Genomic DNA, 25,161 nt, shown 5'->3' on the forward strand with positions numbered 1-25,161 from the left:
GCGCCAACTCCACATACGCCACCGCAGGCCACACCCGACGCCCAAACACCACATGATCAGCCAAATAAAACTCACCCCCATCCCGCCTGGCCACATACCGCTGCTCAAACAACGACGACACATTCGCATCCACCAACGGATGCAACCCACCCACACCAGCCGCGGCAGCGGGCGCACTTGACCCCTCGGCCGACCCGGCCGCGCGCACCGGCTCGTCCATCCAGACGCGGCGGCCCTCGAAGGGATAGGTGGGCAGCGAGATCCGGCGACGTCGCTGGTCGGCGAAGTGCCCGGACCAGTCGACGGTGCCGCCGGCCAGCCACACCCGACGCACGGTCTCCAGCGGCCCCTCCGCGCCCACCTCCAGCACCACCGCGGCACCGTCGTCCGCCGAACGCCCCTGTGCCGTCAGCGGCTTCACCGCGAACCGTGGCCTGCGCCGCCCCTCGGGACGTCCTTCCGCGAGTCCCTGCACGAACGCGTCCACGGCGCCCGGGCCCTGGTCCAGCAGCGCCATCGCGTCCTTGAGCGTGAGCGAACCGGCCACGCACGCCGCGGCCAACCCACCCGTCCCCCGCCCGTACGCGACGGCGGGCACCAGGCCCCGCTCCAGCCACACCCGGCCGCGGGCGTACTGCACCGCGAAGCCCGTACCGGCCGCGCCCCGCTTGCCGGCCCCGGCCCGCCGCGCAGCCTGGTAGTACCTCTTGAACGGTTCTTCACTTGAGCAAAGTTCGGCGGCGAGGGCCGCCGCGTCGGCCAGCTCGTCCCGGAAGACGAAATGCAGCGGAATTGCCGTCCGTACCGCCTTCGGTGCGGAATTCCCAGCCGCCTCGGAATTCTCTCGCAAAGCCGCTTCGAGGGCTTCCGCGGCAGCACCGGCATCGCCATGGGAGAGCACCGCGCGACGGTACGGATACTGCTGTCGGCCGACCGCCAGCGTGTAGGCCACATCGGCCGCGGAAAGGTCCGGATGGGCCCGAAGGTGGCCCGCCACATTCCTGGTGATCGCCTCCAGGGCGGTGGCGGTCTTCGCCGACAGGACGAGTATTTGCTCCGGCGCCCCGGGATCGGTGAGAGCGCTCTCCGGTGCCTCTTCGAGGATCGCGTGGGCATTCGTGCCACCGATTCCGAAGGAGCTGACCCCGGCCCGACGCGGAATGCCGTCGCTTTCCCACGGGCGGAACTCGTCGACGACCCGGAACGGGCTGTTCGCGAAGTCGATTTCGGGATTGGGGCGATCGAAGTTGATCGTGGGGGCCAGCGCCTTGTGGCGCAGCATGAGGGCGGTCTTGATGACCCCGGTGACGCCCGCGGCGGCATCAAGATGTCCAAGATTGGACTTTACCGAGCCGATGCCGCAGAAGCCCTTTCGCTCGGTGGCCGCACGGAATGCCTGACTGAGTGCGGAAACCTCGACCGGGTCGCCCAGTCGGGTCCCGGTGCCGTGCGCCTCGACGTACCCGATCGTCTCGGGGTCGATGCCGGAGACGGCGTGCGCCTCGGCGACGACCGCGGCCTGCCCGTCCTTGCCCGGCGCGGCGTAACTGACCTTCAGCGATCCGTCGTTGTTGGTCGCCGTGCCCTTGATCACCGCGTGCACGGTGTCGCCGTCGGCGAGCGCGTCGCGCAGCAGCTTGAGCACCACGACGCCCACTCCGTTGCCCAGCACCGTCCCGCTGGCCCCGGCGTCGAAGACCCGTACGTGGCCGTCCTTGGACAGGATGGCGCCCTCTTCGTACAGGTACCCCTTCTCCTGCGGAAGCTTGACGGTCACCCCGCCGGCCAGCGCCATGTCGCACTCGCCGTTGACCAGTGCCTGGCAGGCGAGGTGGATGGCCACCAACGAGGTGGAGCAGGCGGTCTGCACGGTGTAGCCGGCGCCCTTGAGGTCCAGCTTGTACGCGACCCGGGTCGCCAGATAGTCCTTGTCGTTTCCGACCATGACGGCGAAGTGGTTGGACGTCGTGGTCTGGTCCACGTTCGGCAAGACGTTGTTCTGGAGGTACGTGTTGATGGCCGCGCCGGCATACACGCTGATGAGTCCCGGGAAACGGGAGGGATCGTATCCCGCGTCCTCCAGTGCGGCATGGCAATGTTGCAGGAAGAGCCGCTGCTGAGGGTCGATGATCTCGGCCTCGGCGGGGGTGAACTCGAAGAAGGCCGTGTCGAAGAGGTCGACGTCTGGTATGACGCCGTGCGAGCGCACATAGCGCGGGTCGGCAACCAGGTGGGATTCCCGCCCGTGCGCCAGGAGTTCGTCTTCGGTGAAGTGGGTTAATCCCTCGCGCCCCGTGCACAGAAGGTCCCACAGTTCCCCGACGCCGGTCGCTCCGGGGAAGCTTCCCACCATACCGACGATTGCGACGTCCGGGGTCTGCTCGGACTCTTCTTCTGGCACGAACGACACAGCCACCCTGCTATCCCCCATTTTCGCTGGCACACGAGCTCGTTCAAGCTGAAAGTCTTTGGCGATGTGGTGCACTACGAAGGCACGGGGGATGGTCACCACCCCGGCTCGGGCAGCCTATACATCGATTCCGCCGTTGCGCCAGGACTTTCCGATCACATGAACGCTCTGCTGTCACCACGCCACGCCGACCGGACCGGCCCCCGCCGGATGCGGCGCGATCCGGACCACGCGAGGGCGGAACGCGCAAGGGTCGGAAGGCTGAACTTCGGTGACCCACCGGCCCGTTCGCCCCGCGAGCGGACATCGCCCCGGCCCCCCGCAGTCACCCGGAATCCCCAGGCCAGCCACCCCATCGCCCCCGCACCGAGCCGGCCCCGGCCCCCGCACCGCACCCCGACCGCGCCCCGCCGACCGCCCCAACTCTCCCGCAAGTAAAGGAAGTTGATCGACCTCTTTTCGCGGCCGAATCCATGCCTTATGATCCATAGCCGTACGGCAGGCAGGCCCGACGCCACCATTCCATTGCGATTGCAATACCTAGCCATTGCACAGCACACCGCCGCCGTACGTTCCGACCGGGCTGCACCGCCGGGGAGCCCGCCCCCAGGTCCCGTCACTCCCTCGCACGAGCGCTGCCACGATGCGGTGCGCATCCCTCCGACGGTCCGCAACTGCCGGGGTGACGGCCTGCGTTCCGGCCCTCCGGGCCGTCCGACACTTCACGGAGGCATCATGAGCAACAGCTCCCTCCCCCACGCCGACGCCTTCACCCCCGAGAGCCTGCGCGACCCGCACGCCCTGTACGCGAAGATGCGCGACCAGGCGCCGGTGCAGAAGGTGGTGCTGCCGCAGGGATTGGCGGTCTGGCTGCTCACCCGCTACGACGACGTCCGCGCCGCCCTCTCCGACCCACGGCTGCGCTCCGACAAGTCCGACGTGGACGGCGTGCTGCGCAACCACCTGGTGAGCCAGGAAGCCCGGGAGAGCTGGGTCGACGAGCTGTCCGGCAACCTCCTGAACACCGACCCGCCGGACCACACCCGACTCCGCCGGCTCGTCAACCGCGCCTTCACCCCGCGCACGGTCGCCGCGATGCGCTCCCGCATCGAAGAGGTCACCGACGACCTGCTCGACGACCTGCCGCGGGGCAGCGAGGTGGACCTCCTCGCCTCCTTCGCGCTCCCGCTCCCCATCATCGTCATCTGCGACCTGCTGGGCGTCCCGCCGAAGGACCGCGGCGTCTTCACCGACTGGTCCAACGCCCTGCTCTCCTCGGCCGACGCCGCCGAGACCGCCGAGGCCGGCCAGCAGATGTTCGCCTTCCTCGGCGCACTCCTCGCCGAGAAGCGCGCCCGCCCGGCCGACGACCTGCTCTCGAGTCTCGTACAGGTCCGGGACGAAGAGGACCGGCTCAGCGAGGGCGAGCTGATCTCGATGGCGTTGCTGCTGCTGGTCGCCGGCAACGAGTCCACCGTCAACCTCATCGGGAACTCCGTCCTCGCGCTGCTGCGCCACCCCGACCAGCTCGCCGCCCTACGGGCCGACCCGGCACTGCTGCCGGGCGCGATCGAGGAGTTCCTGCGCTACGACGGGCCGATCAACACGGCCACGTTCCGCTCCACCGCGGAACCCGTCACCTTCAGCGGCGTGACCATCCCCGCCGGCGAACTCGTCGTGGTCTCCCTGCTGGCCGCCAACCGCGACGCCGACCGCTTCGCGGACCCGGACCGCCTGGACGTCACCCGTCCCGCGGGCGGTCACCTCGGCTTCGGCCACGGCGCGCACTTCTGCCTCGGCGCTCCCCTGGCCCGAATGGAGGGGGAGATCGCCCTCGGCCGCCTCCTGGCGCGGTTCCCCGACATCAAGCCGGCGGTCGCCCTCGACGAGCTGACCTACCGCTTCAGCACCATCATCCACGGTCTGGAGAAGCTGCCGGTCATCGTGTGAGGCATCCGCCCGACGGCAGCGGGTCGAACGTCACCGGCACCGGCCGGCGCCGAGGCGCCGCTCAGGCCACGTTCACCCGCTGCCCTGGCGGCGCCGCCTCCAGCCACGCCAGGAAACCGGTCAGCGCGTCCTCGCTCATCGCCAGCTCCAGCCGCGTCCCGCGGTGCCGGCAGGTGAGCACGATGGCGTCCGAGAGCAGCGCGAGTTCCTCCTCGCCCTGCGGGGTGCGCCGCTGGACCACCTCGATGGAGGCCCGCTCCAGCAGCCGCCGCGGGCGCGGCGCGTACGAAAAGACCCGGAACCACTCCACCCGGTCACCGTTGTAGCGGGCCACCCCGTAGATCCAGCCCTTGCCGCTGGGGTCGCCGCTCTCCTCCGGCACGTTCCACCGGAGGCTGCAGTCGAACGTCCCCCCGGACTTCTGGATGAGCCTGCGCCGCAATCCGAAGACGAACAGGCCCAGCAGCACCAGTACCACGACGATGCCGCTCACAAGCAGAGCGAGGACCATCTCGACCGACCTCCTCGCTTCGCTGTGGGGGTACCCCCGGGTGGAGTCCGGGGGCAGGGAAACGCACCTGCATTGCCTCAGCCGCGGACCGCTCCGGAACTCCGGGCAGCCCGCGGCTGAGGATCGATCTCGTCGGTGACGGGGCTCAGTGAACGCCCGTCACCGCACGCAGCCGGACGTCGGCGCGACGCTCGGCGGCCGCGTCGGCCGCCGACTTCGCTCGCTCCAGGGCCCGCTCCGCGCGCTGGACATCGATCTCGTCCGACAGCTCGGCCACCTCTGCGAGCAGGGACAGCTTGTTGTCGGCGAACGAGATGAAGCCGCCGTGCACTGCGGCGACGACGGTGCCGTCCCCGCTCTCACCGGTCGTACGAATCGTCACCGGGCCCGACTGCAGCACGCCGAGCAGCGGCTGGTGTCCGGGCATGACGCCGATGTCGCCCGACGAGGTGCGCGCGACGACCAGGCTGGCCTCGCCGGACCAGACCTGACGGTCCGCGGCGACCAACTCGACGTGCAGCTCAGCCACGATGGCTCCTCGGGTCTCCACCTGCCTGGTGTGGCAGGTGTTGGGTCAAATACTAGTGGTCGTACGGGCCGGAGGCGGCCAGGGCCGCCTCCGGGACCGGTGGGGTCAGGAGACGCCCAGCTCCTTGGCGTTCTTCTTCAGGTCGTCGATGCCGCCGCACATGAAGAAGGCCTGCTCGGGGAAGTGGTCGTACTCACCGTCGGCGATCGCGTTGAACGCGGTGATCGACTCGTCGAGCGAGACGTCCGAGCCGTCGACACCCGTGAACTGCTTGGCAGCGTGGGTGTTCTGCGACAGGAAGCGCTCGATGCGACGGGCGCGGTGGACGATGATCTTGTCCTCCTCGCCGAGTTCGTCGATGCCCAGGATCGCGATGATGTCCTGCAGATCCTTGTACTTCTGCAGGATCGACTTGACGCGCGAGGCGGTGTCGTAGTGCTCCTGCGCGATGTACCGGGGGTCCAGGATCCGGGACGTCGAGTCCAGCGGGTCGACCGCCGGGTAGATGCCCTTCTCCGAGATCGGACGCGACAGAACGGTGGTGGCGTCCAGGTGCGCGAAGGTGGTGGCCGGCGCGGGGTCGGTCAGGTCGTCCGCGGGGACGTAGATCGCCTGCATCGAGGTGATCGAGTGACCACGGGTCGAGGTGATGCGCTCCTGCAGGATGCCCATCTCGTCGGCCAGGTTCGGCTGGTAACCCACGGCCGAGGGCATGCGACCCAGCAGGGTCGAGACCTCGGAACCGGCCTGGGTGAAGCGGAAGATGTTGTCGATGAAGAACAACACGTCCTGCTTCTTCACATCGCGGAAGTACTCCGCCATGGTCAGACCGGCCAGGGCCACGCGCAGACGGGTGCCCGGGGGCTCGTCCATCTGGCCGAAGACCAGCGCGGTCTTGTCGAGAACGCCGGCCTCCTCCATCTCGTCCATGAGGTCGTTGCCCTCACGGGTGCGCTCGCCGACACCGGCGAAGACGGAGACGCCCTCGTGCAGCTTCGCCACACGCATGATCATTTCCTGGATCAGAACGGTCTTGCCGACACCGGCGCCACCGAACAGACCGATCTTGCCGCCCTTGACGTACGGGGTCAGCAGGTCGACGACCTTCAGGCCGGTCTCGAACATCTCGGTCTTCGACTCGAGCTGGTCGAACGCCGGGGCCTTGCGGTGGATCGCCCAACGCTCGGTGACCTGCGAAGCGGCCTCCGGGTCGTTCAGGATCTCACCGAGGGTGTTGAACACCTTGCCCTGGGTGATGTCGCCGACCGGGACGGTGATGCCCGCGCCGGTGTTGACCACCGGGGCCTGGCGGACCAGACCGTCGGTGGGCTGCATGGAGATCGCACGGACCTGGCCCTCGCCGAGGTGCTGTGCAACCTCCAGGGTCAGCGTCCGCTTCTCGCCCGGGGTGGCCGGGTCGTCGACCTGGACGTGCAGCGCGTTGTAGATGTCCGGCAACGCGTCGACGGGGAACTCCACGTCGACGACCGGGCCGATGACCCGGGCGACGCGGCCCGTGGCAGCGGCCGTCTCAACAGTGGTGGTCATAGTTGTCAGTCACTCCCCGCGGTCGCGTCGGCCAGTGCGGCACTGCCGCCGACGATCTCGCTGATTTCCTGGGTGATTTCGGCCTGTCGGGCCGCGTTGGCAAGCCGCGAGAGCGACTTAATGATGTCTTCTGCGTTATCGGTCGCCGACTTCATCGCGCGCCGCGTGGCGGCGTGCTTGGAGGCGGCGGCCTGCAGGAGCGCGTTGTAGATCCGCGACTCGACGTACCGCGGCAGCAGGGCGTCCAGGACGTCCTCGGCCGACGGCTCGAAGTCGAACAGCGGGAGGACCTCGCCCTTGGGCACGTCCTCCGACTCCGCCGTCTTGTCGAGGCTGAGCGGCAGCAGACGGTTGTCGATCGCCGTCTGCGTCATCATCGAGACGAACTCGGTGTAGACGATGTGGAGTTCGTCCACGCCGCCCTCGGCGGTGTCCTGCTGGACGGCCGTGATGAGCGGTGCGGCGATCTTCTTCGCGTCCGCGTACGTCGGGCTGTCGGTGAAGCCGGTCCACGCCTCCACGACCTTGCGCTCGCGGAAGTTGTAGTACGACACGCCCTTGCGGCCGACGATGTAGACGTCGACTTCCTTGCCCTCGGCCTTGAGCCGCTCGGTGAGCAGGTCCGCGGCCTTGATGACGTTGGAGGAGTAGCCACCGGCCAGACCGCGGTCGCTCGTGATGAGCAACAGTGCGGCGCGGGCCGGCTTCTCCACCTCGGTCGTCAGCGGGTGCTGGGTGTTCGAGCCCGTGGCAACCGCCGTCACCGCGCGGGTCAGTTCACTCGCGTACGGCGTCGATGCCGCCACCTGGCGCTGCGCCTTGACGACGCGCGAGGCGGCGATCATCTCCATCGCCTTGGTGATCTTCTTGGTCGCGGTGACGGAACGGATGCGACGCTTGTAGACCCGGAGCTTGGCTCCCATGGATCAGGTCCCTTCCGTCGTCACTTGCCGGTGCCGGCCGGGGCGTCCTCGCCGAGCAGCTTGCCGTCCGAGGTCTCGAACTGCCGCTTGAAGCCGTCGACGGCCTCGGAGATCGCTCCGAGGGTGTCGTCCGACATCTTGCCGCCCTCGCGGATGCTGGTCAGGAGGTCCTTCTTCTCACGGTGGAGGTAGTCGAGGAGCTCCCGCTCGAAGCGGCGGATGTCCTCGACCGGGACGTCGTCCATCTTGCCGTTGGTGCCCGACCAAATGGAGATGACCTGGTCCTCGACCGAGTACGGCGCGTACTGGGCCTGCTTCAGCAGCTCGGTCATGCGCTTGCCGCGCTCCAGCTGCGCCTTGGAGGCCGCGTCCAGGTCGGAACCGAAGGCGGCGAACGCCTCCAGCTCGCGGTACTGGGCGAGGTCCACGCGGAGCCGGCCGGAAACCTGCTTCATGGCCTTGTGCTGCGCGGAACCACCGACGCGGGAGACCGAGATGCCGACGTTGAGCGCCGGACGCTGGTTCGCGTTGAACAGGTCCGACTCCAGGAAGCACTGGCCGTCGGTGATGGAGATGACGTTGGTCGGGATGAACGCCGACACGTCGTTCGCCTTGGTCTCGACGATCGGCAGACCGGTCATCGAACCGGCGCCCATCTCGTCGGAGAGCTTGGCGCAGCGCTCCAGCAGACGCGAGTGCAGGTAGAAGACGTCACCCGGGTAGGCCTCACGGCCCGGCGGGCGGCGCAGCAGCAGGGACACGGCGCGGTAGGCGTCGGCCTGCTTCGAGAGGTCGTCGAAGACGATCAGGACGTGCTTGCCCTGGTACATCCAGTGCTGACCGATGGCCGAGCCGGTGTACGGGGCCAGGTACTTGAAGCCCGCCGGGTCGGACGCCGGGGCGGCGACGATGGTGGTGTACTCCAGCGCACCGTTCTCCTCCAGCGAGCGGCGCACCGACGCGATGGTGGAGCCCTTCTGGCCGATGGCGACGTAGATGCAGCGGACCTGCTTCTTCGGGTCGCCGGAGCGCCAGTTGTCGCGCTGGTTGATGATCGTGTCGACGGCCAGGGCGGTCTTGCCGGTCTGGCGGTCACCGATGACCAGCTGACGCTGACCGCGGCCGACCGGCGTCATGGCGTCGACGGCCTTGTAGCCGGTGGCCATCGGCTCGTGGACGGACTTGCGCTGCATGACCGTGGGGGCCTGCAGTTCCAGGGCACGACGGCCCTCGGTCTCGATCTCGCCGAGGCCGTCGATCGGGTTGCCCAGCGGGTCGACGACGCGGCCGAGGTAGCCCTCGCCCACGGCGACCGAGAGCACCTCACCGGTGCGCTGCACCGGCTGGCCCTGCTCGATGCCGCTGAACTCTCCGAGGATGACCGCACCGATCTCGCGCTCTTCCAGGTTCAGCGCAAGACCGAGCGTGCCGTCCTCGAACTTCAGCAGTTCGTTCGCCATCGCCGAGGGCAGGCCCTCGACGTGCGCGATGCCGTCACCGGCATCGCTGACCGTGCCGACCTCTTCGCGCGAGGCCGCGTCCGGCTTGTACGCCTGGACGAAGTTCTCCAGCGCGTCCCGGATCTCCTCCGGCCGGATCGTGAGCTCCGCCATCTGGGTTCCCTGCTCTCCTTGTTGGGCCCGAAGTTACTTGCGGCTGTCCGGGGGCTCGTCCCCCGACATCTCCGCCTACGGCCCAACTCGGGCCGCCGTCGTGCTTGTGCTGTTCCCCGGGGCGTCGTCCGGACCGCGGCCGGACCTGTCGGTCCGGCGGGTCCGGGGTGCGGCCGCCGGGTGTGCAGCTCTTGAGTTGGTGGCTGGGTCAGCCGGCCATCCGCCGAGACACCTCGTCGAGGCGCTCCACGATGGTCCCGTTGATGACCTCGTCGCCGATCCGGACCTGCACACCGCCGAGGACCTCGGGGTCCACGTCGACGTTCAGGTGGATCTGCCGGCCGTACAGCTGGGCCAGTGCGGCGCCGAGGCGCTGCCGCTGTCCGTCGCTGAGCGGCGCCGCGGAGGTGACCACCGCGACCATCCGGTCCCGGCGGGTCGCAGCCAGCTTGGAGAGGGCGTCGAGCCCCGCCTCCAGGCTACGGCTCCGCGGCTGTGCGACAAGACGGACGACCAGCCGCTCGGTGACCGGATTGGCCCGGCCGCCCAGCAGCGAGTGCAGCAGTTCCGTCTTGGCGGACACCGTCGCCTTCTGGTCGGTCAGCGCACGGCGGAGCTCACCGTTGGACGCGATGATCCGGCCGAACCGGAACAGCTCGTCCTCGACGTCGTCCAGTCGGTCGGCCCGCTGGGCCGCGACGAGGTCGGCACTGTGCGCCAGCTCCTCGACCGCGTCCGACAGGTCGCGCGAACGCGACCAGCGGTCCCGGACCATGCCGGAGACCAGGTCGAGGGTGGCCTCGCCGACCTGACCGCCGAGCAGCCGACGGACCAGCTCGGCCCGCGCCTCGCCGGACTGCGCCGGGTCGGTGAGGACCCGGCGCAACGACACCTCACGGTCGAGCAGAGCGGTGACGGCAGCCAGCTCCTCAGCGAGCTTCGCCGCGTCGACGGACGCGTTGTCCGTCAGCGCGTCGAAACGCTCGCGTGCGGAGGAGAGTGCCTCGCGGCTCGCTCCATTCATCGGCCGGCCTCAGCCTTCGTCGCGTCCGACGCCGCCTTCGCCTCGAGCTCGTCGAGGAAGCGGTCGATGGTCCGGCTCTGCCGGGCGTGGTCCTCAAGGGACTCGCCGACGAGCTTGCCGGCCAGTTCGGTGGCGAGGGTGCCAACGTCCTGGCGCAGCGACTGCGCAGCCGCCTTGCGGTCCGCCTCGATCTGGGCGTGACCGGCGGCGATGATCTCCTCACGCTGCCGCTGGCCCTCGGCGCGCATCTCGGCGATGAGCGTCGCGCCCTGCTCCTGCGCCTCCTGGCGCAGGCGCGCGGCCTCGTGACGAGCGTCGGCGAGCTGGGCCCGGTAGTCCGCGAGAACCTGCTGGGCCTCGGCCTGAGTCGCCTCGGCATCCTCGATCCGGCCTTCGATCTGCGCCCGACGCTCGTCCAGAACCTTGTTGATGTTCGGGAGGAGCTTCTTGGCAAGGAAGCCGAAGACGATGAAGAAAGCGATCAGGCCGATGACCAGCTCTGGAATCGGCGGGACGAGGGGGTTCTCAGGAACCTCCGCCGCCAAGTTGACCAGGGCGTTCACATCAGTGCCTTCCGTCTGGATGGGTAGTCGATGCGGCTTCGGTTTACTTGTAGACGAAGCCCATGACGATGCCGATCAGGGCGAGCGCCTCACAGAAGGCGAAGCCCATGATCTGGTTGGTGCGGATCAGGCCGGCGGCCTCGGGCTGACGCGCCAGGGCCTGGGTGCCGTTACCGAAGATGATGCCGACGCCGACGCCGGGGCCGATGGCGGCGAGGCCGTAACCGATGGCGGCGACGTTGCCGACGACCGTGGTCTTCGCGGAGTCGCCGGCGGCGGCGAGGTGGTTGACCATCTCGAGAGCAGCGGACATGCCGTTACTTCCTTCTCGTTTCACGTACCGGTGGGGGTTGGCCACCGGACAGCTATTTGGGGTGGGAGGCGGGGTGCTCAGTGGTGCTCGGCGAGCGCGCCCTGGACGTAGTTGCAGGCCAGAAGGACGAAGACGTACGCCTGGACGGCCTGGATGAACAGCTCGAAGGCCGTCATCAGCAGAGTCATGATGAACGAGGCACCGGCGTACACGAAGCCGATCCCGTTCAGCAGGTACCAGCTGGCGATGGTGAACATCAGGATCAGCAGGTGGCCCGCGAACATGTTCGCGAAGAGACGCACCGCGTGGGTGAACGGCCGGATGATCAGGTTCGAGAAGAGCTCGATGATCATGAGCAGCGGCAGGACCCAGCCGAGCGACTTGTCATAGCCGCTGAAGTTCTTGAAGGCACCGACGAAGCCGTGCTTCTTGAACGTGAGGAAGACCCACAGGATGTAGACGATCCCGGCGAGACCCGCGGGGAAGGCGATCACCGACGTCACCGGGAAGGCGGCGACGGGGATGATCGACCAGATGTTCATGATCCAGACGAAGAAGAACAGCGAGACCATGAAGGGGACGTACTTCTCCCCCTCCTTCTTGCCCAACGCGTCGTAGACGAGACCGCGGCGCACGAAGTCATAACCCGCCTCGCCGATCAACTGGAGCTTTCCGGGCACGACCTTGGCCCGGCCGAATGCAGCCCAGAAGAACCACACAACAACGACCGTGCTGAGCAGTGCCAGCAGCATCGGCTTGTTGAACTCGAAGCCGCCGATGGTGAAGAGCGGCTCGAAGACGAAGTTATGAAGCCCGGGGGCATCAAAGCCGCACCCGGAAAAGATGTGGCAATCGGTCTCGAAGGCGAGCATCGTTTCAGCACTCACCGCGAGCTCCTTCAGCGTGGCGCATGGGTACGGCAACCTCGTTGTGTCGGCGCGGCGTTGAACCACGGAGCGGCACTGGACTGGTGTTACGGATTAGGGGGCGGCTGGTCGACACTAGGCCGGACCGGATCACAGGCATCGGCCGCGAGAACTTCCCGTTCCTACGCGTGGACTCCGGGAGCTCAGCCGCCTGCGCCATCAGCGCCGCAGTTGGCACCGGACGATAGCAGGCCTGCCTGAGGCCTTTTATCTCGGCCCTACGTGTCACGTCGGCGACCCCGCCGTCTCCGCCTTCTTGCCCTCCGCGGAGTCGGGGTCCACGTACAGAATCTTCGCCTTCATGTGACCGCGCGTCTGAGCGGCGATCCACACGAGGGTGGCAGCGAGCAGAGTGAGCGCAAATGCCTTGGTGTCGAAGAGGTTTGTGTCCTTGAAGGCGATGAGGAACACCGCCACGAACAGGATCTGCACGGTGTACAGCAGCAGCCCCATCATCTGGAACAACTGCGGAAGCTTTTTCGCGGTCTGCTGCAGGACGATGAGTCCTGCGCCCATCACCAGCACCACCAGCACGGTGCCGACGACGGCGCCGATCGCTCCCGTCGCACCCGCGATCGCCCCGCTCACGGCAACGGCGATGGCGCCGGCGGCAACGGTGGGCACAGCGGCGTGGAGGAGTAGTCGGGCGTCATTCGACTGCATGGTGGCGCTCCGGCAATGGGTGGGGGTGGTGTCGTCAGGGACGAGCGTAGACCCGGCCTGAGGAAGAACCTGAGGCCAATGGACCGTCGCACTACGGCCCTTCGGCTCTATCGCCGGGTTTCGTGAACGGTATCACAAACTATTTGATGAGGTCTTTACCTGGTTCGTGTGGATCCTGTCACACGTGAGAGTGACGCCGCCCATAGGTGCACTGACGGGCCGTCGATTGTCTGGTATGGGGTCAACCATCCCGATTCTTACGGCACGTTCGGGCGACGACGAGGTGCCTCAGTGATGACTCCCCGCCCTCCGGCGATCCACGAAGCGTGACCGGTCGCCGATGGCCGTGGCCCCGTGGATCCCGGCCGGAATCGGCGTCCGACGCTCCTCGTCGACCGCGCCGTCCACGGCGTCCTCCCCCGCCGCCGCGGTCGCCGACAGCGGCTCCCGCACGACCCTGCGGTAGCGCGGCGGGACCAGCCGCTGGGCCCACATCGGGGCCCGCGGGGTGAAGCGCGGCAGCAGGAGCAGCACCAGGCCGACCGCGCTGAGCAGCACGATCCCCAGGACGATCCACATGCTGGCGTCGTTCGCCGAGTACGCGACCGCGCCGAACGCGATCAGCGCCGACCAGAAGTACATGATCAGCACCGCGCGGCTGTGGGAGTGGCCGATCTCCAGCAGGCGGTGGTGCAGGTGCCCGCGGTCCGCGGCGAACGGTGACTGGCCCTTCCAGGTCCGTCGCACAATGGCCAGAATCAGGTCCGCGACCGGCACCGCGATGATCGTCAGCGGCAGCAGCAGCGGGATGTAGACCGGCACCATCGCGTGGGTCGCCTCGCGCAGGCCGCCCGCCTTCTGGTTGAGCAGGTCCGGGTCGACCTGGCCGGTCAGCGAGACCGCGCCGGCCGCCATCACCAGGCCGATCAGCATCGAGCCGGAGTCGCCCATGAAGATCCGCGCGGGGTGCATGTTGTGCGGCAGGAAGCCCAGGCACATGCCCATCAGGACGACCGAGAACAGGGTGGCGGGCGCGGCCGCCTCGATGCCGTAACCGAACCAGAGCCGGTACGTGTACATGAAGAACGCGGCCGCGGCGATGCAGACCATGCCGGATGCCAGACCGTCCAGGCCGTCCACGAAGTTCACCGCGTTGATGGTGATGACGACCAGCGCGACGGTCAGCAGCGTGCCCTGCATCGGCGTCAGCGCGACGGTGCCGATGCCGGGGACCGGGAGGTAGAGGATCGTCAGGCCCTGGAGGACCATCACGCCGGCGGCGATCATCTGGCCGCCCAGCTTGACCAGCGCGTCCACGCCCCACTTGTCGTCCAGGACGCCGAGGATCCAGATCAGCGCGGCGCCGGACAACAGTGCCCGCGGCTCGTTGGTCTCGAAGACGCTCTTGAGGTTGGTCAGGTGCCCTGCCACCAGGAGTCCCGCGCACAACCCGCCGAACATCGCGATCCCGCCAAGCCGCGGAGTCGGCTCGCGGTGCACGTCACGGGCGCGGATCTCCGGCACCGCTCCGGCCGCGATCGCGAACTTCCGCACCGGGCCGGTCAGCAGGTAGGTCACCGCGGCCGTGACGCACAGCGTCAGCAGGTATTCACGCACGGGCTGCCCCATCGAGATAGCTGGCCATCACAGCCCCACACCTTATGCGCGTCCGGCCCCAGGCCGTGAATACGGGGAACACCAGGAAGGACGCCCACCTGCCCACGAACGGTTCCGGAACCCGCCCGAACCGGTCCGGACCCGGACGACTGGCGCTCAGTCCTGATCCGGATAGGGCGGGAACCGACCGACCAGACCGGCGACCGCGGCCCGCACCGCGCCGTCCTCCCGCAGCGCCGCCCCGATCAGCTCGGCGATCCGGCGCATCTCGGCCTCGGTCATCCCCTGCGTCGTCACCGCGGCGGTGCCCAGTCGGATGCCGGTCGGGCAGGGGCCGGCCGCCGCGGGCGCCCCGGCACGCGGCAGCGCGCAGGTGTCCAGCACGATGCCGGCGGCGGCCAACCGGCCGCGGGCGGTGCGCGCGTCGACGCCGAGCGGGGCGGTGTCCGCGGTGATCAGGTGGGTGTCGGTGCCGCCCGTGGCAAGGACCAGGCCCTGTTCGCCCAGCGCCTGCGCCAGCGCCCGGGCGTTGGCGACGACCTGCTGGGCGTAGGTCCGAAACGCCGGTCGGGCGGCCTCCGCGAACGCCACCGCCTTCGCCGCGACCGCGTTCATCTGCGCGCCCCCTTGGGTGAACGGGAACACCGCACGGTCGATGCGCTCGGCCAACCGCCCGCGGCAGAGGATCATCCCGCCGCGCGGCCCGCGCAGCACCTTGTGCGTGGTCGCGCAGACCACGTCGGCGTACGGCACCGGGCTGGGCGCCGTCCGTCCGGCGATCAGCCCCATCGGGTGCGCCACGTCGGCGATCAGGTAGGCGCCGGTCTCGTCGGCGATGTCGCGGAACGCCGCGTAGTCGACGTGCCGCGGATAGGAGATCGAGCCGCAGACCAGGGCCTTGGGCCGCCGCTCGCGGGCCAGGGCGCGGATCGCGTCGTAGTCCAGCAGCCCGCTTCGCGCGTCGACGCCGTAGCCCACGAAGTCGAACCACCGGCCGGAGAAGTTGGCCGGCGAACCGTGCGTGAGGTGCCCGCCGTGCGGCAGGGACATCGCCAGGACGGTGTCCCCGGGGCGCAGCAGGGCGGCGTAGGCGGCCAGCACGGCGGAAGACCCCGAGTGGGGCTGGACGTTGGCGTGTTCGGCGCCGAAGAGGGCCTTCGCGCGTTCCACCGCGATCCGCTCGGCGAGGTCGACGATCTCGCAGCCGCCGTGGTGCCGGGCGCCGGGATAGCCCTCGGCGTACTTGTTGCTCAACGGGGACCCGAGGGCGGCCAGGACCGCCGGGGAGACGAAGTTCTCGGCGGCGATGAGCTGGAGCCCGTCGCTCTGCCGGGCGCTCTCCGCGAGCAGCACGCCGGCGATCTCCGGGTCCTGCCGCAGCAGCGCCGCGAAGTCCGGGGAGCCGGGCGGTCGGGTGACGTCGTCGCGGGCGGCGGTGGTCGCCTGCTGCTGTGCGGTTTCGGCCACCGCGGCCAGGCGGGGCTCGGCTGCCGCGGTGCGGTCGGCGGGGGACGTACGGCGGGATGACGCGGTGGTGGCGGGCATCGCTTGCTCCGGGCCTCGTACGGGACCAGGGGCACGTCGTCTCGTGCCCCCAGGGCCCGTCCGAAGCCTCATCGCCCGGGCAGGGCCCAATCCCAATGTAGGCGCGGCAGGGGGATCGGGCGCGGCGGGCGGGGCATCGGAGTCCCGGAGCCGGCCCACGGGCCGCAGAGGGGCCGTCAGGGCCGTTTCCCGGGCCGTTGCGGGGGCGGGGGCCGTCCCGGCGCCCCGTGGGGCGTTACGCCGGCGCCGGGACGCCGGTCAGCGCCGTGACCACCGGATCGAGCGCGCGGTTGATCTCGTCGCCGATGGAGCGGAAGAACGTGATCGGGGCGCCGTAGGGGTCGTAGACCTCGTCGGACTCCGGGTTGGGGGCGAGCAGCCAGCCGCGCAGCGCGGCGGCCGCGCCGACCAGGGCCCGGGCGCGCTCCACCATCCCGCAGTCCGGCAGGTCCAGGTCGGGCGCCGGCAAGGTGGCCGGATCTATGGCGCGAACCAGCCGGTTGAACTCCTTCAGCGTGAAGGTCCGCAGCCCGGCGGAGTGCCCCATCGAGATGACCTGGGCACGGTGGTCGCGGGTGGCGGTGAGCACCAGGTCAGCCCGGATGACGTGCTCGTCGAGCAGCTCGCGGCCGATGAAACCGGCCGGGTCCGCGCCGTAGTCGGCGAGCACGGTGGCGGCGTGCGTCTCCATGGGGGCACCCTCGTGGCCCCAGGTGCCCGCGCTCTCCACCAGGAGGCCGCAGCCGCGGCCGTCACCGAGCCGCTCCTCCAGGGCGTGGCGGTGCAGCCGTTCGGTGATCGGCGAGCGGCAGACGTTGCCGGTGCTGACGTGGAGGATGCGGAAACAGGCCGTGGAGTCCACCGGGACGGACCCGAAGTCGTCGCCTGGTCCCGCTATGCCACGCCCCGGGGGCGGCATCAATTCGCCACCTCGAGCTCGGGGACGACCTTGCGCAGCTCCTCGGCACTCAGCGCGCCCGCGCGCAGCAGCACCGGCACCTTGCCGGTGACGTCCACGATGGAGGACGGCACGGCGGCGGGCGTCGGGCCGGCGTCCAGGTAGACGGAGACCGAGTCGCCGAGCATCTCCTGGGCGGCGTCGCAGTCCTGCGGCGACGGGTGGCCGGTGAGGTTGGCGCTGGAGACCGCCATCGGACCGAACTCGTTGAGCAGCTCGATCGCGACCGGGTGCAGCGGCATCCGCACGGCGACCGTGCCGCGGGTCTCGCCCAGGTCCCAGGTCAGCGACGGCTGGTGCTTGGCGACGAGGGTGAGCGCCCCCGGCCAGAACGCGTCGACGAGCTCCCACGCCTGCTCGGAGAACTCGGTGACCAGGCCGTGCAGGGTGTTGGGGGACCCGACCAGCACCGGGGAGGGCATCCCCCGGCCGCGGCCCTTGGCCTCCAGCAGGTCGCCGACGGCCTCCGGGCTGAAGGCGTCCGCGCCGATGCCGTAGACGGTGTCGGTCGGCAGCACGACCAGCTCGCCGCGGCGGACGGCCGAGGCGGCCTCACGCAGGCCGGTCGCGCGGTCGGTCGCGTCGCTGCAGTCGTATCGCCGTGCCATTAGCGGTCCTCCTCGTGCGGAACGGTTACGCGGAACGAAAACTGCGGATGCATCGGCTGCATCGGCGCCGGAGCGGGGCGGTTCATGGCGTCGCCCGGCGGGCGGTGGCGAAGCGGGGCCGCTTGTTGAGGTCGGGGTGGTCGGCCGCGTCCGCCCAGCCCAGTTCCTCGTTGAAGATCCACGGCACCTGACCGCCCTGGGTGTCGGCGTGCTCGACGACGACCACGCCGCCCGGCCGCAGCAGGCGGTGAGCGGTCCGCTCGATGCCCCGGATGGTGTCCAGGCCGTCCTCGCCGGAGAACAGCGCCAGCTCCGGGTCGTGGTCCCGCGCCTCGGGGGCGACGTACTCCCACTCGGTGAGCGGGATGTACGGCGGGTTGGAGATCACCAGGTCGACCTGCCCGTCCAGTTCGGGAAGCGCGGTGAACGCATCGCCGTGGTGGAGAACGACGCGGGACCCCTCGACGTTCTTGCGGGCGTACCCCAGGGCCTCCTCGGAGAGCTCCACGGCGTGCACGCGCGAGCGCGGGACCTCCTGCGCCAGGGCGAGCGCGATCGCACCGGAGCCGGTGCACAGGTCGACGATCAGCGGTTCGACGACGTCCATGGCGCGCACCGCGTCTATGGCCCAGCCGACCACCGACTCGGTCTCCGGCCGGGGCACGAACACCCCTGGCCCGACGGCGAGTTCGAGGTAGCGGAAGAACGCCCGGCCAGTGATGTGCTGGAGGGGTTCGCGCGCCTCGCGGCGGGCGATGGCCTCCCAATAGCGGGCGTCGAAGTCCGCGTCGGGGACCGTGTGCAGCTGGCTGCGCTTGACGCCGTGCACGTGCGCGGCCAACTCTTCCGCGTCGAAGCGCGGTGAGGGCACGCCGGCGTCGGCCAGCCGCTGGGTGGCCTGGGCCACCTCCGCGAGCAGCAGGTTCACTGGTCCTCCAGCCGATCCGTCCTGGGTCTTGCAGTCTTACTGTGCGGCGGCGAGCTTGGCCGCCGCGTCGGCGTCGACGCACGCCTGGATGACCGGGTCCAGCTCGCCGTCGAGCACCTGGTCCAAGTTGTACGCCTTGAAGCCCACCCGGTGGTCCGAGATGCGGTTCTCCGGGAAGTTGTACGTGCGGATGCGCTCCGAGCGGTCGACGGTGCGCACCTGGCTGCGCCGGGCGTCCGAGGCTTCCCGCTCCGCCTCCTCCTGGGCCGCGGCCAGCAGCCGCGAGCGGAGGATGCGCATCGCCTGCTCCTTGTTCTGGAGCTGGCTCTTCTCGTTCTGGCAGGAGACCACGATGCCGGTGGGCAGGTGCGTGATGCGGACCGCGGAGTCGGTGGTGTTGACCGACTGGCCGCCCGGCCCCGACGAGCGGTAGACGTCGATCCGCAGGTCGTTGGCGACGATCTCGACCTCGACCTCCTCGGCCTCCGGCGTGACCAGCACGCCGGCCGCCGAGGTGTGGATCCGGCCCTGCGACTCGGTGGCGGGCACCCGCTGGACGCGGTGCACCCCGCCCTCGTACTTCAGCCGCGCCCAGACGCCCTGTCCCGGTTCGGTGGCCCCGCCGCCGCCCTTGGTCTTCACCGCGACCTGGACGTCCTTGTAGCCGCCGAGGTCGGACTCGTTGGCGTCGAGGATCTCGGTCTTCCAACCGGCCCGCTCCGCGTACCGCAGGTACATCCGCAGCAGGTCGCCGGCGAACAGCGCCGACTCCTCGCCGCCCTCACCCGCCTTGACCTCCAGGATGACGTCCTTGTCGTCGCTGGGGTCGCGCGGGACGAGGAGCAGCCGCAGCTTCTCGGTGAGCTCCTCGCGGTGCGCGTCGAGTTCCTTGACCTCGGCTGCGAAGTCCGGGTCTTCGTGGCTGAGCTCGCGGGCGGTCTCGATGTCCTCGCCGGTCTGCTTCCAGCCCCGGTACGTGGTGATGATCGGGGTCAGCTCCGCGTAGCGCTTGTTGAGCCGCATGGCCTCGCGCTGGTCCGCGTGGACCGCGGGGTCGGCCAGCCGCTTTTCGAGGTCGGCGTGCTCGCCGACAAGTTCTTCGACCGCCTCGAACATCGTGTGTTCCTCTGCTGACTGCTGGTGTGGCTTCGCGGGGTGGCTGTGCCCCGTTGCCGCGGTGCGGCGGGCCGGCCCCTCGGCCGGAGGGCAGAGGGTACGGACGACAAAGACGCCGGTCCGGTCCCCCTTGTCCAGGGGCGACCGGAGGCCGGCGCCTTGCGGGTCGCTACTTCTTGGCGGCCTGGGCGGACTTGCCGAAGCGGGCCTCGAAGCGGGCCACGCGGCCGCCCGTGTCCATGATCTTCTGCTTGCCCGTGTAGAACGGGTGGCACTCGGAGCAGACGTCGGCGCGGATGGAGCCGCCGGCGACGGTGCTACGGGTGGTGAAAGACGCGCCACAGGTGCAGCTGACCTGGGTCTCGACGTAATCCGGGTGGATGTCGCGCTTCAAGGGATTCTCCTAGGTTCGGGAGTGCACCGGGTCGTGGCGCGGATTGCGTCACGTGAACCGGGGCTGACGGTCCAGTCTGCCAGGACTGGCCGTATCTCCCAAAACCGGGGTACGGCCACCGCTATTCCCGGGCAGCTCGTGGGGGGTGGCGGCTACTTCACGTAGTTGGACGTGCCGCCCTTGTCACCCGCGGAGCCCTTGATGGCGGCCTTGGGTATGTCCTGGTCGTGGCGGAGCGCGTCCCAGACCTTGCGGCCCTGGGAGGCGAGCGGCAGCACCCGGTCGGGGTTGACCGGGTCGTAGGTCACCGGGAGCGTCACCATGTCGATGCCGTCGGACGAGATCCCGCCGAGTTCCTTGGCCAGGCCGGTCAGCGCGGTGACCGAGTTGAGGTCGGTGTCGGTGGTGACGGCCTTGGTGGCGGTGTCGGCGATGTTGTAGAGCTTGGCCGGGTTGGAGAGCACTCCGACGCTGCGGACCTGCTTCATCAGCGCCTTGATGAAGGTCTGCTGGAGCTGGATCCGGCCGAGGTCGCTGCCGTCGCCGCCGGGGACGCCGTGCCGGGTGCGGACCAGGCCGAGGGCGTCCTCCCCGTTGAGCGTGTGCTTGCCGGGCTGGAGGTGGAGGTGGCTGTACTTGTCGTCGATCGCCTTGGTGGTGGTGATGTCCACCCCGCCCAGCGCGTCGATGAGCTTCTTGAAGCCGGTGAAGTCGACTTCGAGGAAGTGGTCCATGCGGATGCCGCTCATCGACTCGACGGTCTTGACGGCGCAGGCCGGGCCGCCGACCTCGAAGGCGGTGTTGAACATCGCCCGCTGCTGCCCGGGGACGTTTCGCCCGTCCTTGGTGCAGTCGGGGCGGGTGACCAGGGTGTCCCGCGGGATGCTGACGACGCTGGCCTTCTGGTGGCCCTTGTAGACGTGCACCACCATCGCGGTGTCGGAGCGCGCCCCGCCCTCGTCCTTGCCGTAGGAGCTGTTCTTGCCGGCCCGGGAGTCGGAACCCATGACGAGGATGTCCATCGAGCCGTTGTCGAGGTTCTTCGGACGGTCCGTGCCGAGGGCGGCGTTGATGTCGACGCCCGTGAGGTTGCCGTTGAACTTGAAGTAGAGGTACCCGAGCCCGGCGCCACCGAGCAGGACGACACCGACCAGCGCGCACAGCGTGCGGGTCAGGACGCGGCGGCGCCGGCTCGGGGCCTTGCGCCGCTGGCCGGTGGCACGCAGGGGGCGGCCTCGCCCGCCGGCCTGCTGCTCGGTCCCGTCGCTCTGCGCCATCTGTTCCTCAGTCCTTCGTCGGTCGACTGCTCGTGGCCGTCCCCCTGCCACGAGCAGTTGAGTGCCCTGTCAGACGGGAGGCTGTCCGGAAGGGTTGCACAGCGCGTCATGAGCGTCTTCTTAGAAAGCCGTCCCGCCCGGCCTCGCCGCACGCCCACCGGGGCCGCTCTCACCAGGACTTTCGTCCCGACGCTCGGCTCGACAGAAACTGCGTACGCGGTACGGATCTGTGCGAAAGGTCTCAAGCGGGGCACCTCGCGGCGCGGCGCGGGTCACACCCGGGCGCCCGACGGCGGCCGCGGAACGCACCGGGCCCCCTCACCCAGGGGGTGAGGGGGCCCGATCGTGCGTGCGGCGCGGCCGCGGGCGTCAGTCGTTGCCGTTGCCCGTGGTCGGCGTCGTCTTCTGGATCTGGAGCAGGAACTCCGCGTTGGACTTCGTCTGCTTCATCTTGTCCAGCAGCAGCTCGATGGCCTGCTGCTGGTCCAGCGCGTGCAGCACCCGGCGCAGCTTCCAGACGATGGCCAGCTCGTCGCTGCCCATCAGGATCTCCTCCTTGCGGGTGCTGGACGCGTCGACGTCCACCGCGGGGAAGATGCGCTTGTCGGAGAGCTTGCGGTCGAGCTTGAGCTCCAGGTTGCCGGTGCCCTTGAACTCCTCGAAGATCACCTCGTCCATCCGCGAGCCGGTCTCGACCAGCGCGGTGGCCAGGATGGTCAGCGAACCGCCGTCCTCGATGTTGCGCGCGGCACCGAAGAAGCGCTTCGGCGGGTAGAGCGCGGTCGAGTCGACACCACCGGACAGGATGCGGCCGGAGGCGGGCGCCGCGAGGTTGTACGCGCGGCCCAGGCGGGTGATGGAGTCCAGCAGGACGACCACGTCGTGGCCCAGCTCGACCAGGCGCTTGGCGCGCTCGATGGCGAGTTCGGCAACGGTGGTGTGGTCCTCGGCCGGGCGGTCGAAGGTCGAGGAGATGACCTCGCCCTTGACCGACCGCTGCATGTCGGTGACTTCTTCCGGACGCTCGTCGACGAGGACGACCATCAGGTGGCACTCGGGGTTGTTGCGGGTGATCGAGTTGGCGATCGCCTGCATGATCATGGTCTTGCCGGTCTTCGGCGGGGCCACGATCAGACCGCGCTGGCCCTTGCCGATCGGCGTCACCAGGTCGATGATCCGGGTCGTCAGGCCGCTCGACTCGCCCTCCAGCCGCAGTCGCTCCTGCGGGTAAAGGGGCGTCAGCTTCCCGAACTCCGCACGCTGGCGGCCCTGTTCGGGCGCCATGCTGTTGACGCTGTCCAGGCGCACCAGCGCGTTGAACTTCTCGCGCCGCTCGCCGTCCTTGGGCTGGCGGACCGCACCGGTGACGTGGTCACCCTTGCGCAGACCGTTCTTGCGGACCTGGGCGAGCGAGACGTACACGTCGTTCGGACCGGGCAGGTAGCCGGAGGTCCGGATGAACGCGTAGTTGTCGAGGATGTCCAGGATGCCCGCGACGGGGATCAGCACGTCGTCGTCGGCCACCTGCGGCTCGTTGGCGAAGTCCTCGCGGCCACGGCGCCCGCGGCGGTCGCGGTAACGGCCACGCCGGCCGCGCCGACCGCCCTCGAAGTCCTCCTCGTCGGCGTCCCGGCGATCCCGCTGGCGGTTGGCGCCCTGGCTGCCGCCGTCGCCCGCGTCGCTCTTGCGACGGTCACCGCGGTCACGGTCACGGTCGCGGTCGCGCCGACCGCGCTCGCCCCGCTCGCCCTTCTGGCCGCGGTCCTGACGGTCCCCGCGCTCCTGGCGGTCGCCGCCCTTGGCGGTCCGGCCCTCGCCGCTCTCCTGCGGAGCGGTCGCGGTGTCGGTACGGGCCTCGGTCTTGACCGCGGTGGCGGCCTCGGCCTTGGACTCGGTGCGGACGTCGGCGTCCGGGCTGCCCGCGGGGGCGGTGGCCCGACGGCGACGCCGCTCACCGGCCGGCGCCTCGTCGCTGACCGGCTGGCCCGGGATGTCGATCTGCTGCTGGGCGCCCGCCTTCTCCTCGGCCTTGGTGGACTTGGCCTTCTCGGACTTGGCGGCCGACTCGGCACCGTCCTCGCCGGTACGGGCCTTGGAGGTCGTGCGGCGCTTCGGCTTGGTCTCGGTGTCGGCGGGCGCGTCGGCCTTGGCGGCAGTCCCGGAGCCGGCGGCCTGGCGCTCCTTGATGACCTCGATCAGCTGGCCCTTGCGCATCCGCGCGGTGCCCTTGATACCGAGGCCGGAGGCAACCTGCTGCAGCTCGGCCAGGACCATGCCCTCAAGGCCGGTACCGGAACGGCGGCGTCGCGTGGTGGCAGGCGCGGCGGGAGCGTCCGTGGCGGGCGTGGTGGCACTGCCATCGGTGCGCGCGCCCATCAGATCGGTGGTGTCGCTCACGAAGGGGTCCTTCCCTGGAGCGGGCGTCGGCCTGTCTGGCTCGGCGACCGGTTGTGCTGTCCGGCTGGGTCCTTGGTCTAACGGACCGGGCCGGGGCGGTGGTCCCGCCGGAAACGGCGGAAAGATCAATTCATGGCTCCGGCGTGAAGATCTGGGGTCTGACTGTTGTCGACACGCCGATTCCGGAGCGTGCTCACTACTGCTCAGGACAAAAGCTCCAAGCAGTTTGGGAGGCTCCCGGAAGAAAGTGGTCCCGACGGGGGACACGAAGCACCGCGCCACACTGGCGTCGAGTACTGACTTGAGGTTAACACTACCGGATCCAACAAACATTCCCCCTCTCTAGACCGGCAATCGTCGATCACTCGGTGTGATCACCCGGCGAGCGGCAGCACGCACGTGCCGACCGCGTCGAGGGTCAGCCGGTTGGCCGCCCACCCCTCTCCCGCCAGCGCCGCGACCTTGTCGGCCGCCGCTTCTTCGACCAGTGCGAGCACCGTCGGGCCCGCACCGGAGATGACTGCGGGGACGCCGTCCGCGCGCAGTCGGTTCACCAGGCCCGTGCTCTCCGGCATCGCGGGTGCGCGGTATTCCTGGTGAAGTCGGTCCTCGGTCGCGGCAAGCAGCAGCTCGGGGCGCCTGGTCAGGGCCTCGACGAGCAGTGCGGCGCGACCGGCGTTGGCGGCGGCGTCCACGTGCGGGACGGTGCGCGGCAGCAGTCCGCGGGCGGTCTCGGTCAGTACCGGTTTTCCGGGTACGAAGACCACCGGAACGATGGAATCGGCCGGATCCATCCGGATCGCGCGAGCGGTGCCGGTGTCCATCCAGGCGAGGGTGAAGCCCCCGAGCAGGCAGGCGGCGACGTTGTCGGGGTGGCCCTCGATCTCGGTGGCGAGTTCCAGCAGCGCGGCGTCGTCGAGCTTCTGCTCGCCGCCTATGGTCACGGCGCGGGCGGCGACGATCCCGGCGCAGATGGCGGCCGACGAGGAGCCCAGACCGCGGCCGTGCGGAATGCGGTTGGCGCAGACGATCTCCAACCCGCGCGGCTGCCCGCCGAGCAGGTCGAAGGCGGTGCGCATGGCGCGTACGAGCAGGTGACTCTCGTCGCGCGGGAGCGTGTCGGCCCCCTCGCCGGCGATGTCGACGTGCAGACCGGAGTCGGCGACGCGCACCACGACGTCGTCGTACAGACCCAGGGAAAGTCCCAGGGCATCGAAGCCGGGGCCGAGATTGGCGCTGGTAGCGGGGGTGCGCACCCGGACGGCGGCGGCGCGGAACGCGGGACCGGCCATCGCTCGATGACTCTCCTTGATTGATGCTGCGGTACTGCCCCCGAGCGCAGCGCCGT

At 69.6% G+C, this 25,161-nt stretch carries 22 protein-coding genes; 1 reads left to right on the forward strand and 21 read right to left on the reverse strand.

Annotation, left to right across the window (positions count from 1 at the left end; all coding sequences use genetic code 11):
* Positions 1 to 2,416 (reverse strand): type I polyketide synthase (locus tag ABD385_RS13250; RefSeq protein WP_344575392.1); only part of this gene is annotated, 2,416 nt, incomplete at its 3' end.
* 729 nt (positions 2,417 to 3,145) lie between these two features.
* Here ABD385_RS13250 and ABD385_RS13255 point away from each other — a divergent pair.
* The gene (locus tag ABD385_RS13255) at positions 3,146 to 4,360 is read left to right on the forward strand and encodes a cytochrome P450 family protein (protein WP_344575393.1); all 1,215 of its coding nucleotides are present in this window, start codon (positions 3,146 to 3,148) and stop codon (positions 4,358 to 4,360) included.
* 61 nt (positions 4,361 to 4,421) lie between these two features.
* Here the strand turns inward: ABD385_RS13255 and ABD385_RS13260 are convergent, their stop codons facing one another.
* The 20 genes from ABD385_RS13260 to thrB form a co-directional block, all read right to left on the reverse strand.
* Positions 4,422 to 4,871 (reverse strand): DUF2550 domain-containing protein, encoded by a 450-nt coding sequence (locus tag ABD385_RS13260; protein WP_016577952.1) that lies wholly within the window; start codon positions 4,869 to 4,871, stop codon positions 4,422 to 4,424.
* A gap of 145 nt (positions 4,872 to 5,016) precedes the next feature.
* The gene (locus ABD385_RS13265; protein ID WP_344575394.1) at positions 5,017 to 5,400 is read right to left on the reverse strand and encodes a F0F1 ATP synthase subunit epsilon; all 384 of its coding nucleotides are present in this window, start codon (positions 5,398 to 5,400) and stop codon (positions 5,017 to 5,019) included.
* 105 nt (positions 5,401 to 5,505) lie between these two features.
* Positions 5,506 to 6,948, reverse strand: a complete 1,443-nt coding sequence (gene atpD / locus ABD385_RS13270; protein ID WP_344575395.1) for a F0F1 ATP synthase subunit beta — start codon at positions 6,946 to 6,948, stop codon at positions 5,506 to 5,508.
* Between the two features lie 5 nt (positions 6,949 to 6,953).
* Positions 6,954 to 7,871: a F0F1 ATP synthase subunit gamma gene (locus tag ABD385_RS13275; RefSeq protein ID WP_344575396.1), complete on the reverse strand. Its 918-nt coding sequence runs from the start codon at positions 7,869 to 7,871 to the stop codon at positions 6,954 to 6,956.
* 20 nt (positions 7,872 to 7,891) lie between these two features.
* On the reverse strand, positions 7,892 to 9,484 hold the full coding sequence (atpA, locus tag ABD385_RS13280; RefSeq protein ID WP_344575397.1) for a F0F1 ATP synthase subunit alpha: 1,593 nt from the start codon (positions 9,482 to 9,484) through the stop codon (positions 7,892 to 7,894).
* A 208-nt stretch (positions 9,485 to 9,692) separates the two neighbouring features.
* Positions 9,693 to 10,508: a F0F1 ATP synthase subunit delta gene (locus tag ABD385_RS13285; protein ID WP_344575398.1), complete on the reverse strand. Its 816-nt coding sequence runs from the start codon at positions 10,506 to 10,508 to the stop codon at positions 9,693 to 9,695.
* Positions 10,505 to 11,071, reverse strand: coding sequence for a F0F1 ATP synthase subunit B (locus ABD385_RS13290; RefSeq protein ID WP_016570925.1), 567 nt, complete (start codon positions 11,069 to 11,071; stop codon positions 10,505 to 10,507). The genes ABD385_RS13285 and ABD385_RS13290 overlap by 4 nt, the downstream gene beginning before the upstream one ends.
* A gap of 43 nt (positions 11,072 to 11,114) precedes the next feature.
* Positions 11,115 to 11,384, reverse strand: coding sequence for an ATP synthase F0 subunit C (gene atpE / locus ABD385_RS13295; protein ID WP_016570924.1), 270 nt, complete (start codon positions 11,382 to 11,384; stop codon positions 11,115 to 11,117).
* A 77-nt stretch (positions 11,385 to 11,461) separates the two neighbouring features.
* Positions 11,462 to 12,256: a F0F1 ATP synthase subunit A gene (gene atpB / locus ABD385_RS13300; protein ID WP_344575659.1), complete on the reverse strand. Its 795-nt coding sequence runs from the start codon at positions 12,254 to 12,256 to the stop codon at positions 11,462 to 11,464.
* A 279-nt stretch (positions 12,257 to 12,535) separates the two neighbouring features.
* On the reverse strand, positions 12,536 to 12,973 hold the full coding sequence (locus ABD385_RS13305) for a Cg1360 family ATP-synthase-associated protein (RefSeq protein ID WP_016570922.1): 438 nt from the start codon (positions 12,971 to 12,973) through the stop codon (positions 12,536 to 12,538).
* Positions 12,974 to 13,261: 288 nt separating this feature from the next.
* Positions 13,262 to 14,602 (reverse strand): MraY family glycosyltransferase, encoded by a 1,341-nt coding sequence (locus ABD385_RS13310; RefSeq protein WP_344575399.1) that lies wholly within the window; start codon positions 14,600 to 14,602, stop codon positions 13,262 to 13,264.
* A gap of 144 nt (positions 14,603 to 14,746) precedes the next feature.
* The gene (locus ABD385_RS13315; protein WP_344575400.1) at positions 14,747 to 16,135 is read right to left on the reverse strand and encodes a serine hydroxymethyltransferase; all 1,389 of its coding nucleotides are present in this window, start codon (positions 16,133 to 16,135) and stop codon (positions 14,747 to 14,749) included.
* A gap of 235 nt (positions 16,136 to 16,370) precedes the next feature.
* Positions 16,371 to 17,054 carry an arsenate reductase/protein-tyrosine-phosphatase family protein gene (locus ABD385_RS13320; RefSeq protein ID WP_344575401.1) on the reverse strand — a complete coding sequence of 228 codons (684 nt, stop codon included), beginning with the start codon at positions 17,052 to 17,054 and terminating at the stop codon, positions 16,371 to 16,373.
* Positions 17,054 to 17,701 (reverse strand): L-threonylcarbamoyladenylate synthase, encoded by a 648-nt coding sequence (locus ABD385_RS13325; RefSeq protein WP_016570918.1) that lies wholly within the window; start codon positions 17,699 to 17,701, stop codon positions 17,054 to 17,056. The genes ABD385_RS13320 and ABD385_RS13325 overlap by 1 nt, the downstream gene beginning before the upstream one ends.
* 82 nt (positions 17,702 to 17,783) lie before the next feature.
* Entirely contained in the window at positions 17,784 to 18,629 is an 846-nt protein-coding gene (prmC, locus tag ABD385_RS13330; protein WP_344575402.1) for a peptide chain release factor N(5)-glutamine methyltransferase, read from the reverse strand.
* 36 nt (positions 18,630 to 18,665) lie between these two features.
* Complete coding sequence (prfA, locus tag ABD385_RS13335) at positions 18,666 to 19,745, reverse strand: peptide chain release factor 1 (RefSeq protein WP_344575403.1); 1,080 nt, start codon at positions 19,743 to 19,745, stop codon at positions 18,666 to 18,668.
* A gap of 169 nt (positions 19,746 to 19,914) precedes the next feature.
* Entirely contained in the window at positions 19,915 to 20,139 is a 225-nt protein-coding gene (gene rpmE / locus ABD385_RS13340) for a 50S ribosomal protein L31 (protein ID WP_344575404.1), read from the reverse strand.
* A 152-nt stretch (positions 20,140 to 20,291) separates the two neighbouring features.
* Positions 20,292 to 21,416 carry an LCP family protein gene (locus tag ABD385_RS13345; RefSeq protein WP_344575405.1) on the reverse strand — a complete coding sequence of 375 codons (1,125 nt, stop codon included), beginning with the start codon at positions 21,414 to 21,416 and terminating at the stop codon, positions 20,292 to 20,294.
* Between the two features lie 369 nt (positions 21,417 to 21,785).
* Positions 21,786 to 23,813, reverse strand: coding sequence for a transcription termination factor Rho (gene rho / locus ABD385_RS13350; RefSeq protein ID WP_344575406.1), 2,028 nt, complete (start codon positions 23,811 to 23,813; stop codon positions 21,786 to 21,788).
* 374 nt (positions 23,814 to 24,187) lie between these two features.
* On the reverse strand, positions 24,188 to 25,105 hold the full coding sequence (thrB, locus tag ABD385_RS13355; RefSeq protein WP_344575407.1) for a homoserine kinase: 918 nt from the start codon (positions 25,103 to 25,105) through the stop codon (positions 24,188 to 24,190).
* Positions 25,106 to 25,161: the final 56 nt, after the last annotated feature.

The organism is Streptomyces lunalinharesii (assembly GCF_039532155.1).
GTDB lineage: Bacteria > Actinomycetota > Actinomycetes > Streptomycetales > Streptomycetaceae > Streptomyces > Streptomyces lunalinharesii.